Origin of the sequence: Acidicapsa ligni (assembly GCF_025685655.1) — a bacterium.
Taxonomy (GTDB): Bacteria; Acidobacteriota; Terriglobia; order Terriglobales; family Acidobacteriaceae; genus Acidicapsa; species Acidicapsa ligni.
Genome location: NZ_JAGSYG010000002.1, coordinates 294313 through 305504, shown reverse-complemented (window position 1 = coordinate 305504; position 11192 = coordinate 294313). Strand labels below are relative to the sequence as shown.

Here is an 11192-nt window from a genome sequence, read left to right as displayed (position 1 = left end):
TGAAGCATAGCAAAGCCTCGGCGAAGACTCGACGACCATCGCTTGCTCTATTTTTCGGGGCCAGCCTATGAAGCGCGTCCGCCGGATCTCCATCAGCATCGAGCACCGCGAGATCTCTGTGTCGATGACACAAACCGAAGCAATGCCCGAAGTGATGTCCGGAGCGATGCCCAGCGACTTTGGCTCCGGATCTGACACCGGGCCAACGAACAACACCCAGCCTTCGGCACCCTGCCCTGCCTGTAATGGACTGTCCTTTTTGAGTGTCGAAGAGGCCCTCCGTCAAGGACATATCGCTGCCGTTCTCCTGCAATCCGCGCTTGCGAACAGCGGCGTTCACTTCCAGCGGCAGCCCGACGGCCAGATCTGGATCTGCCGCTACTCCCTGGAGCAGCTTACGGGCAAGCGCGAATGACCTTCCCTAGGACACTCCAATGACCGATGTCTTTCCCCATCATCGGCCAGCTCTTTCAGTCTCCGATCAGCCTCCGATTTCTCTGCTTCAGAATTTCTGATTTCACTTTTAGGAGCTCACCATGTCCCTCGATCTTCGTTTGAGGCAATCCCCCCGGGTATCAATGACGGCCTCGATTCTCGTTCTGCTGACGCTTCTTTCCATCGGCGTGGCAAAGGCGGCAACGCTGCCCCAGACCGCAACGCACCGTGCAGTTCAAGCCCAAGCTCAAGCCACGACTCAAGCCCAGCCCAAATCCCGTAGCCAGTCCGCAGCCGTTCCCTCCCACGACCAGATCCGGCAAACCCTGTTGCGCCAGCCCCTCTACTTCGAGCCAGCCGCAGACGGTGCCATGACCCGCCGGTCTCCCGCAGGAACAATGCGCCTCGACGCCGCTGGAAAAGCACAGTTCTCCGCCCCAGGAAAGACGGCCATTTCCATGGTGCTCGATGGTGCCCGTACAGCAGCGAAGCCCACGGGCGAAGAGACCCTCCCCGGCCGCAGCAATTACCTCCTGGGCAACGATCCTGCACTGTGGCGGACCGGCGTCAGCCAGTTCAGCCGCGTTCGCGTACCGGCCGTTTACCCCGGTATCGATCTCGTCTACTACGGTAACGGCAATCAACTGGAGCACGATTACCAGTTAGCACCCAACGCCGATCCATCCCTGATCCGAATGCGCTTTCAAGGCGCGGCGACCGTAAACGACGACAGCACCGGCGACCTGATCCTGCGCCAGACGGCAAGCACCGGCACACCAAACGAGGCGCTGCGCCTGCTGAAGCCCGTGGCCTACCAGCAGGCGGCGAATGGGGCGAAAACACCCATCCCCGTCCGCTATCGTCCCCTGGCCGACGGCGGCTACGGCTTTGCCCTCGGTGTCTACGATCATCGGCAGGCAGTCGTCATCGACCCCGTGATTGTCTACGGCAGCTACTTCGGCGGCAAGTTTAACGACTCGATCGTCGATCTCAAAGTGGGCAGCGACGGCAGCCTTTACCTGCTGCTGACCACGGATTCGACAGACTTGAAGACGGTCGGCGCGACCACCGGAGCCTGCGTCGGAGAGTGCGGCCCGGCCAATGCAGACGCAGGCGCTTTCACCCAACCGGACATGTACATCGCCAAACTCGACAGCACCTTCCAGACGCTGCTCTTCGCGACATACCTCGGCGGCAGCGACAACGACCAGGCCTACAACCTTGCACTGGATACGGACGGCAGCGTCTACGTGGCAGGCGCCACGCATAGCACCAACTTCCCCATCGTCAACGGCTATCCCGGTGGCACACCTGTCGTAGGAGGCAAACCCTCCGGTACGCTGACCAAGCTCTCCGCGGACGGTTCCACGATCCTCTACTCCACGTTCATCGGCTACGGTAGCCCGTCTGCGAGCTTCGCTCCGCCCGTCATGGTCACCGCGAACAACGGTATCGTCTATCTGATCGGGCAATCCGACGTTGCGGATTTAAATTTCATCTGGCAGAAAAACCCTCTCTTCATGCTCGGTCAGGACTTTCTCGCCAAGCTCGACACCACCAAAACCGGAACGGATTCTGTTGTCTATGCGACCTGCGTAGGCGACAGCGTCGACGGCACGAAAGTCGCCCAGCTTGCATCCCTGGCACTCGATTCCAAGGGGGATGTCTGGCTCTACGGCCAAACCAGTGACAACACGTTTCCGGTCGCAACCGCCAACGCACTGGAGCCTCAATGCAGGTCTACCCCCTGCGTTGCCAGCTTCCTGATGGAGATTGATCCCACAGGCGCCTCAATCCCCTATGCCACGTACCTCGGAGGAACCAACGGTGCTTCCGACACCGTAGTTACGCCTCGTGACATCGTGATCGATCCTTCCGATAACATCTATGTCTCGGGCTATACCAATCAGGGCGATTTCCCCACCTTGAACGGTTACTCTCTCGCCATCGACGGCTATTACGCCGGTTACGCCAGCAAGCTCAGCCCGGATGGCACGACCCTGCTCTATTCCACCTTCCTGCCGGTGAGCGCCGAGATTGCAGTCTCGACAAAAGGCCAGCTGGCCTTTACCGGCGTCGCCGGATCGGGCTTTCCCGTTCAGAACAACCTGCAGACCATGCCGATTGGAGCGAATAATTACGACGCTGTGTTTGGCCTGATCGACACCACCCAGTCCTTCGACAACTCGTTGCTGATCTCGTCTTACCTGGGCACAACCACCGGCACCACGCTGCCGCAGCGCGTGTATCTCGCCGACACCGGCCAGATCCTGATCGTAGGCGAGACCAATGCAACGGACGTTCCGATCGCCAACGCTTATCAGCCGGCTAGTGGCGGCGGAGCTACAGACGGCTTCATCGCCGCTATTCAGTCCAGCTCCCTCACCCTGACACCGACCACCATCACCTTCCCGGCGACCAGCGTCGGATCAACCAGCGCCGCGATGACCGCAACGCTCCTCAACGGAACTACCCAGTCCATCTACCTGATCCAGAGCACACTTACCGACAGCAAGGACTTCACCCAGAGCGATAACTGCAACGGCATTCTGTCTCCGCAAGCCAGTTGCACGGTGACCTTCACCTTCAAGCCACAAACGTCCGGAACACTGACTTCGACCTACACCACCGGCGACCTCGACAACCCGGCGACCCGGCTCACAATTACGCTCACCGGAACCGCCAACGCAGCAGCGGCAACGCTTTCTCCCACCACGCTCGCCTTCGGCTCCGTCACGGACGGAACAAGCGTGACACAGTCTGTCACGCTTACAAACTCCTCCAGTGCAGCGCTCCCCATCACCAGCGCAGTCGTAACCGGCACAGGATTTTCGTTGACCAGCAATGGTTGCGGAGCCTCCATCGCCGCCGGTGCAACGTGCCAGTTCGGCATCACCGCGTCTCCTACAGCCGAGAGCCCCTACACAGGCACATTGACTGTAACCGATAGCCTTGGAACGCAGATCGTGCAGCTCACAGCCACCGGCGCACAAGCCAAGGGTTCGGAGACGCTGTTGCCTGCTACCGTGAACTTCGGCAATGTCTACGACAGCACCACCGCTCAGCAGGTCGTCACCTTTACCAACAACGGTCCGGGGGCGGTCACGTTTTCGGCAGCCACCATCACCGGACAGGTCTTCCATATCGTCACAACAACCTGCATCACACAGCCAGTTGCTGCCGGATCCTCCTGCACCTACACCTTGAGCTTCATCCCCTTCGCCGTCGGCACGGTGCAGGGCACCTTTACCGTCACAGATGGATCGTCAAACCCCTCGGTAGCGTTGACCGGAACAGGTATCCAGCCGCCGACTGCCGACGATGTTCGTCTCTCCCCGTCTGCCGTGAACTTCCAGAATGTCGTCCTGGGTCAGGGCTCCAGCTCGTCCCCTGAGCAGCAGCTCACCTTCGCGAACCAGACTTCACAGACCATTGAAGTTCTGGGAACACAGCGCATCATCGCCGGAGCGGGCAGCAGCTTCTTCAACCAGCAGGTAGGACAACCCTTCTTCTGCCCCATCTCGACAGATGGCCACGCCAACATCACTCTGGCTCCCAACACCAGTTGCATCATCGACATCGTCTTCGATCCCACCGGAATCTCTACGCCAGATACCACCTACAACGCACAGTTCCAACTTAGCTGGACCTACTCCGGCGACACGCAGCTACACTACCTAGCGACAGCCCTCACCGCGAACACCCTTTCGCCGCCAACCCCTGTCGTCAGTCCAACGTCGCTTCAATTCCCCGCCACGGCGAACGGTGTAACCAGTGCGGCCCAGATCGTCAACGTGACCAATCAGGGTGACTCGCCGTTTGCTATCGCTGGCATCAGCATCAACGGCACAAACCCTACAGCCTTCACCCAGACCAACAACTGCCCCGCAAACCTGAACAAAAATGGCAACTGCCAGATCTCCGTCTACTTCAAGCCTCTTGCAACAGGGAACGAATTCAGTGCCAACCTCCAGATCGTTCTCAACACGGGCACTGAGAACGTAACGCTCAGCGGCGGCACCAATCCTTCGGACTTCGTCCTCTCCTCAGCATCCCCATCACAGGGCGGCTCCAACCCGACATGGGCAATCGATGTCGCACCACTGACTGCAAGCATCGGCTTCCATCAGCCGATCACGTTCAAGGTGACCGGTCTCGACCCCTCGTATGGAACTCCGGTCTTCACGCCATCCACCGTGACTCCGAATGGAGGCACAGTCAGCACCACGATGACGCTCAGCCAGCCCACGCCTGCGGCCCTCAATCGGAAACCGTTTAGCGGAACGACCACACTGCCAGTACTCGCCTGCTGCATGGCGTTCTTCCTCGGCTTCCGCAAAAAGCTAAAGAACTACCGCGTACGAATTGCAGCAATTCTTATAGTCGTAGCACTAGCAACATCGGCACTCCTGGGATGCTCAAGCAGCAAACCCGCAGTAGTCTTCACCGTCACAGCCACCAGCGGAAACATCAGCCACAACCTAACCCTGACTCTCCAACCCTGACCTTCCAGTCCAGACCCGCAAGAACGCGCCTCACACCAAAATAATGGCCAGGTCTTCCTCGCGAAGACCTGGCCATCCAACATCGAATCAGCCGAACCGCCCATATGCCTCAAAATCCCATTCATAGATATCAAGATCAGATCGCCAACATCAGATCAAAGTCGTAATCAAAGCGCCAACAAACGCACTGGTCGTCAGTTAGAGCCCACCACCGACAAGCCGACCAATGAGATGGTCCGCCGCTTGATTCTCCTGCGTGAGCAGGAGGATCGTAGAAGCAGCTTCTGACAAGGAGGATCATCGCTATGCAGATACATTCCGTTGGCATCGACCTGGGCAAGACTACCTTTCACCTTGTGGCGCTCGGCGCAGCGGGCAAGGTGCTTGTGAAGAAGAAGTTCACACAACGCCAGTTGCTGACATACACGGCGAACATGCAGACTTCTCTGATCGGTCTGGAAGCTTGTTCCGGAGCGCACTTTCTCGGGAGGGCCTTGCGGAAGCAAGGCCACGATGTGCGCCTGATTCCTGCGCAGTTTGTGAAGCCCTTCGTGAAGTCCAACAAGAACGACTTCGTGGACGCCGAGGCCATCGCTGAAGCCGTCGAACGCAAGAACATGCGGTTCGTTCCGATCAAGACGGACGACCAGCTAGACCTTCAGGCGATCCACCGCGTGCGCGACCGGCTGATCTCGCGACGCACGGCCGTCATCAACCAGTTGAGGGCCTTCCTGCTCGAACGCGGGATGGTGTTTGCCCAGACGCCAGCGAAGCTCAAGGCCGCCATGGCAGACATCCTCGAGAACGCAGAAGCAGATCTGACACCGCAGATGCGCCACCTCATCGACATGCTGTGGAGTGAGTGGAAGACGGTTGAACTGCAGGTCTTGGAACTTACCAAGCAGTTGGAGCGCATCTCCGATGCAGACGCGGGTTGCACTCGCATCCGTCAGATTCCGGGCATCGGGCCGATCGTGGCAACAGCCATTGTGGCGGCTATCGGCAACGGAACTGCTTTCCGTAAAGGACGAGATTTCGCTGCATGGCTCGGTGTCGTACCCCGGCAGTATTCCACCGGAGGCAAGGCGAAGCTGCTCGGCATCAGCAAGCGGGGCAACGTCTATCTGCGCAAGGTTCTGATCCATGGCGCACGAGCTGCGGTGTTGAGGATCAAGCGAGATCGAGCGCCCATCGGACCCTGGCTGGATCGATTGGACGCCAGAGCGCCTAAGAACGTCGTCGTGGTTGCCATGGCGAACAAGCTGGCACGCATCGCATGGGCCGTTCTATCGAGCGGACAAGACTACAGGCCACAACCGAGCGTCTCAGTAGTTTGAACGGGCCGGTAACGGCGCTACACCGACAGATTTAGAGCTTACCCACCGAAGTCTGCACAGGAACAGCAACGACGAAAGAACAGTCACAACGGCGTGCCTTCAACCTGGTACCGAGAATGGTCTCCAACGACCGACCGACTTATAAGGACAGGCACGCAGCGGAACTCATCATGGCCAGGAGAGATATCTCCAACCAAAGGCCGAATACATTGCCGCAGACTCGTCTTCTCGCTCGCAGCTTTTCCCTTGCAGTCCTGCGGCGGACCATACATTATCGTTACCTATCCGCCGCGATACTTCTTCCGCCTCGTCTCAACAGGGAAAGGTCGATAGCGTCCGCCATCTTTTGATAGCCCATAGCATTTGGATGAAGATGGTCGTCAGATGCAAAACGCGGATTCAAGCGGATCGGTTGCTCCGGGTCGCGCATTACAGCATCGAAATCGATCACTGCATCGAACGCTCTGCTGGTCCGAATCCAATCATTGATAGCTTGGCGAGTATGCTCCTTGGTGTCCGTATGATAGTTGGCAATGGCGGCACCTTCTGTTGGCATGATGGTGCAACCGATCACCCGGATTCCCCGAGCATGTGATTCTGCAATGATCTGCCTGTACGCACGGATGATGTCTTCCGCTGTCGGGGCGTCCTTAGCGGGGGCTAGAAGGAGGTCATGTAGTTTCGCCTCTGGAAATCCAATGTCGTTAGTACCTTCCAAGAGCACGATATCTGTAACGCCCGGCACATCCAGGGCATCCCGCTGAAAGCGAGAGAGACCGGAGGCGCCAAGACTAGCGAAGGGGCCGTCTTTCAAAAGCCGGTTACCGGCGATGCCCTCATTGACTACCGAGTAATGCATGTCGCCGCTCGCAAGAAGCCGCTTGAACAGGTCGTGCGGCCAGCCATTGTCCTCTTCGGGAGTGCTTTTATCGCCGTCGACGATCGAGTCGCCAAACGCAACAATAACTTTTAGTCGTGGGTGGCTGGGAACCAATACCTGTTTGAGAAAGACCGAACTATCGGAAGTTTTGTTCGTCTCCACAATCGTATCCCGCGTGTGATCGCCATGCTTCGAGATGGCTGCCTGCTTCATGGCCAGCGAATGCCAGGTAACCCCTATAACCGGCTCAGGAATGTACAGACTGACGACAAGTTCTGTGTCACTCTCCACGCGCAGGTCCACGGGGTCACTCGTTGCGGTCGCTCCTGCCGCGATACTGATTTTGTCTTTGCCATCGAATGTGACTCCTCGAAGCGATCTGGAGACTACTGCAGCTTTGTTGCGTGCAATGCCAACACTGACACGGCCCAACATGAGCGGAGCGCTTCCATATTCATTGGAAAGCACAATTCGGACTTGCCGACCGCCGACGGAGACGCGCGCTCGCTCTCTGACCGTCTGGTCGTTCAGATTGAGCAACGCATCGTCAGGATCGGGGTCCGCGGCTTCAGGACTTGCCGTCCAGGTCGCGATCCAATCGCGATGCTGACAGGTAGCTGAATATGTGTTCAACACGAGCAAAGCCGCTGCCGCTGCCCTTGCCAGAGTCATGCTTTGACTGGAAAAGAAGGTTCGACGGCTGATCTTCATTTCGATGCGGAGTACGATGTGGGGCTCATGTACACCTCGTCCACTAAATATTCGCCATCTTTTTGGCGGATCAGCGGGATAGCAGCTTGACGGAAGGGAGTAAAGAGAGGATCGGCATGGAGAGCCTGCCAGTTCTTCTCTGCAGACTCACGGTCTGAGTGATCCAGCAGATACACAAAGGTGTTCTGCCATGCAGGATCTTCGGACTTCGGAATCCAATAGCCAACAGCTCTCAAGCCATGTTTGTCTTGCAGTCCGGAAACGCCCTTAAAGACAGATTCGAGGTCTGATGCTTTGCCCGGAAGTGCGTGGTACACCATGAGCTCGTAAAGATGTGTTGAAGCGGCCTCGACGGAATGAGCACTCGAACGGTTGGATTGGAACGCCATCCCCGCAAGGAAGAAAAGAGATGCCACGGACACGAAACGAAGCACAGTAGCGCACCAATGGCGCACCGAAACGTTTATCTTATTCACATTAAAATCCCCGGTCGTACACCTTCTGAGAAATTGAGCCTCAAGTAACGATAAACGCCGTTCCCGTCGGTTGGCCGATGATTGACGATAAGTAGACTTATGAGGAATAGTGAAACGGGCGTCGACGCTAATCGTATCCATCCTTTCAAGAGATGAAGGCCTCTAACCGCCCTATCAAGACGGTGGAGGAAGAACAGGCACGACCATCGCTTTTTTAACTGAACAGTCTGCCAGAACAAACTTCACATCGATGTTTTCGTTCACTCGCAGCCTTACAGACGTTGGCAACCTCAGTCCATTGATGACGGAGAGGCCAAGTTCGTACTTTACTGCAACTTGCCCATAGGGCTCAGAGTCGTCTGTTGCATCGTTTCCGACAAACACCATCCCATCGGGGCTAGGCGCGTAGTCAGGATGCTCTGTGATCTTTCCGCCAATGCTAGTGATCGTCGTCACTAGATAATTTTTGTCCGTCGAGACTTGAATAGGTGCCCCGGGCACCCTGAGACCAAAAAGGTAGCCGTCAGGCGTTCGAGCGACGCTTGCTATCTGAGAGTCAAATGGTGGAATGGGACCGTGCAAGCCTTTTGTAGGCCACGTCTGAAAGATGCCTCCAATTAGCGAAGTCAGAAGATTGGTGGCTGGTGCCGCCTGTTGCTTTGCCGCTTCTGGTGAACCGGCGGGAAATTTGTGCTCAACCCTTGGGCCATTTCTGTCTAGGGTCAAACTGAAGCTCGTTTGCTGAATGAGCTTCCGCGTAGCTTCGTCATTGGCCGAAGGTATCTGGGGTACTGTAGAGAAATCAAAATTCACAGCACAGGAGAGTGATTGGAACCCAGCTGCCTCAAGGTTGTAGTACCGAGCACGAGCCGAGCTAACAATCTGCCTGTCTCCATTGGAGACTACCTGCCCGTAACAAACCGCAGAAAGCAGCGTTGCCATCATGGGAAGTAAAGCCTTCAAACGCATACTCGGAAGAATACGATAGCGTGCGCCGTTCTCAAAAGCTCGTGAATATACGATGCGACGAGCCGCTAATGACGCGGAGTCGTGTGTCCTAAAAGTAAGTACCGATAAACGCCGTCATCGTCAGTAATTCCTCCGCTGGGCGGACCTTGCAATTAACAGTCAGCGCGGTGGAAGTGACGACGGGCCGGAAAGTCTCCGACCGAAAGCGCTCGCGAGATCACCGTGACCGGTTGCCAGTTTCACCACGCCACAGAACGGAAAGGTATCTTTTCTGCGTTAGTCTACCGAGACACGAAAGAATGCGGGAGATGAGTAGCAAGAGGATTTATCGCGAACCTCCAGTCTTCACTCGGTCTTAACTCGTACACGAGCTAAACAATGGAGATCCCCGTCGCATGGCAGACGCACTCGTATCTGCTGTTCGCCACGATGACGACTGGCGGTGGACGAGTTGAAGCGAAGAGGGTAAGAATGAGGCCTTGGCGCCTTCATAGACACCGCTTGGCAGGGGAACTCTAGGGTTGATGCAGCCTAAATCTAAATCATCGTGTCCTGAAGACGGGGCTCTGCGGAAACATTTTCAGTGGGGGAAATTGGACGGCACGAATCCCGCTTGACGATCTCAGTAGGAAGAATCACCTGCTGCCGGTCTTGATTCGGATCGAGAATCCGATTGATGAGCAATTCAACCATCTTCCTGCCCAGTTGTTCAGGGAACTCCCGGATAGTTGTCAGGGCAGGATACAACCAGCACCCGACAGTATCGTCACAGCCCACCACGCTAACATCGTCCGGAATCTCCCGGCCGCTATCGCGTAGCGCTTTATAGACACCATGCGCCGTGGGGTCGTTACCGGCGAAGATGGCAGTCACCGGCTCGCCTTTGGCGAGGAGCGACTTGGTGCCCAGATATCCAATGTCGGTTTCATCTTCCGAGTCGATGGTGCTGAAGCGGGCTTGCAATCCAGCCTCATCCATAGCCCGGCAATAACCTTCGTAGCAGCGCGCAAACCAGGGAAGTCGAATATTGCCCACAAACCAGATGTGACGATGCCCCAGGCTGATCAGGTAGCGGGTCATATCCTGTCCGCCGCAAATGTCGTCCGAGAAAACTACATCGTATTGAGGCTGCTCCAGCTCGCCCATCACGTTGTTGCCCAGCACGACAAAGGGAATCCGTTGCGAGGTCAGCAATTCAAGTAGATTGGGAGAGTTCGTGCCCGCCAGAATCACGCCGCGCACGATGTCCCGGCGCTGCACTACCTTCGGCAAGTGGAGCTCTTTTCCCGGAATCTGATTCGGATAATGCGAGGATTGAAAGACCAGTTCCCACCCGCTTGAACCACAATAAGCTTCGGCGCCAAGAAGAATATTCGAGTGGAAAACGTGCTGGGTAGGCCGGTTGCTGAGCAAAAACGCCAGGGCCTTGGTCTTGTTTCGTTCCGTCAGGTCGATGTCTAGTTCTGCGGCTGCAGCCAGCACGCTTTTGCGAATGGCAGGATCGACGCGATTGCTTCCATTTAGAACGCGGGAGACGGTAGCGATGCTGACCTGCGCAGTAGAGGCAATCTCCTTGAGACCTAATTTGCTTTTTCGGGAATCTTTATCAGTCATTCAGGTCTGTATCCCTGCAACGGTCTCATTTCGATTCGACTCGGCCGATTTTTCTCCCATACCCAACCATCCGGATACAAGCACGGGTAAAATCCACCGTTTCGGACGCACTCAACACTGCAGCCTCCACCATACAGAAAATTTTCACGACAGGCAATGATTGCCTCATCCCGGTCCCGTCGGCCTCAAGCGAATTGTCAGTAAGCCTCTGCGGACGCAATGAAATTATCCGATAAGATGAATTAAAAGAATGCTTTACAAGTTG

Annotated in this window: 7 protein-coding genes; 3 read left to right on the top strand and 4 right to left on the bottom strand. The window is 56.5% G+C overall.

What is annotated here, in order from left to right; genetic code table 11:
* Nucleotides 1-67 precede the first annotated feature (67 nt).
* The 3 genes from OHL19_RS07670 (at nucleotide 68) to OHL19_RS07660 (ending at nucleotide 6277) form a co-directional block, all read left to right on the top strand.
* The gene (locus OHL19_RS07670; protein ID WP_263357054.1) at nucleotides 68-415 is read left to right on the top strand and encodes a hypothetical protein; all 348 of its coding nucleotides are present in this window, start codon (nucleotides 68-70) and stop codon (nucleotides 413-415) included.
* A 121-nt stretch (nucleotides 416-536) separates the two neighbouring features.
* On the top strand, nucleotides 537-4940 hold the full coding sequence (locus tag OHL19_RS07665) for a choice-of-anchor D domain-containing protein (protein WP_263357053.1): 4404 nt from the start codon (nucleotides 537-539) through the stop codon (nucleotides 4938-4940).
* Between the two features lie 305 nt (nucleotides 4941-5245).
* Nucleotides 5246-6277, top strand: coding sequence for an IS110 family RNA-guided transposase (locus tag OHL19_RS07660; RefSeq protein WP_263357052.1), 1032 nt, complete (start codon nucleotides 5246-5248; stop codon nucleotides 6275-6277).
* A gap of 277 nt (nucleotides 6278-6554) precedes the next feature.
* Here the strand turns inward: OHL19_RS07660 and OHL19_RS07655 are convergent, their stop codons facing one another.
* The 4 genes from OHL19_RS07655 to OHL19_RS07640 form a co-directional block, all read right to left on the bottom strand.
* A complete protein-coding gene (locus tag OHL19_RS07655) occupies nucleotides 6555-7829 on the bottom strand; it encodes an SGNH/GDSL hydrolase family protein (protein WP_263357051.1) in 1275 nt (424 codons plus the stop codon).
* A gap of 35 nt (nucleotides 7830-7864) precedes the next feature.
* On the bottom strand, nucleotides 7865-8344 hold the full coding sequence (locus OHL19_RS07650; RefSeq protein ID WP_263357050.1) for an NIPSNAP family protein: 480 nt from the start codon (nucleotides 8342-8344) through the stop codon (nucleotides 7865-7867).
* A gap of 174 nt (nucleotides 8345-8518) precedes the next feature.
* A complete protein-coding gene (locus OHL19_RS07645; protein ID WP_263357049.1) occupies nucleotides 8519-9307 on the bottom strand; it encodes a hypothetical protein in 789 nt (262 codons plus the stop codon).
* Nucleotides 9308-9850: 543 nt separating this feature from the next.
* Nucleotides 9851-10927, bottom strand: coding sequence for a LacI family DNA-binding transcriptional regulator (locus OHL19_RS07640; RefSeq protein ID WP_263357048.1), 1077 nt, complete (start codon nucleotides 10925-10927; stop codon nucleotides 9851-9853).
* Nucleotides 10928-11192: the final 265 nt, after the last annotated feature.

Coding starts and splice junctions, on each gene's coding strand:
- OHL19_RS07670 (WP_263357054.1), top strand. CDS start 68: ATGAAGCGCGTCCGCCGGATCTCCATCAGCATCGAGCACCGCGAGATC.
- OHL19_RS07665 (WP_263357053.1), top strand. CDS start 537: ATGTCCCTCGATCTTCGTTTGAGGCAATCCCCCCGGGTATCAATGACG.
- OHL19_RS07660 (WP_263357052.1), top strand. CDS start 5,246: ATGCAGATACATTCCGTTGGCATCGACCTGGGCAAGACTACCTTTCAC.
- OHL19_RS07655 (WP_263357051.1), bottom strand. CDS start 7,829: ATGACTCTGGCAAGGGCAGCGGCAGCGGCTTTGCTCGTGTTGAACACA.
- OHL19_RS07640 (WP_263357048.1), bottom strand. CDS start 10,927: ATGACTGATAAAGATTCCCGAAAAAGCAAATTAGGTCTCAAGGAGATT.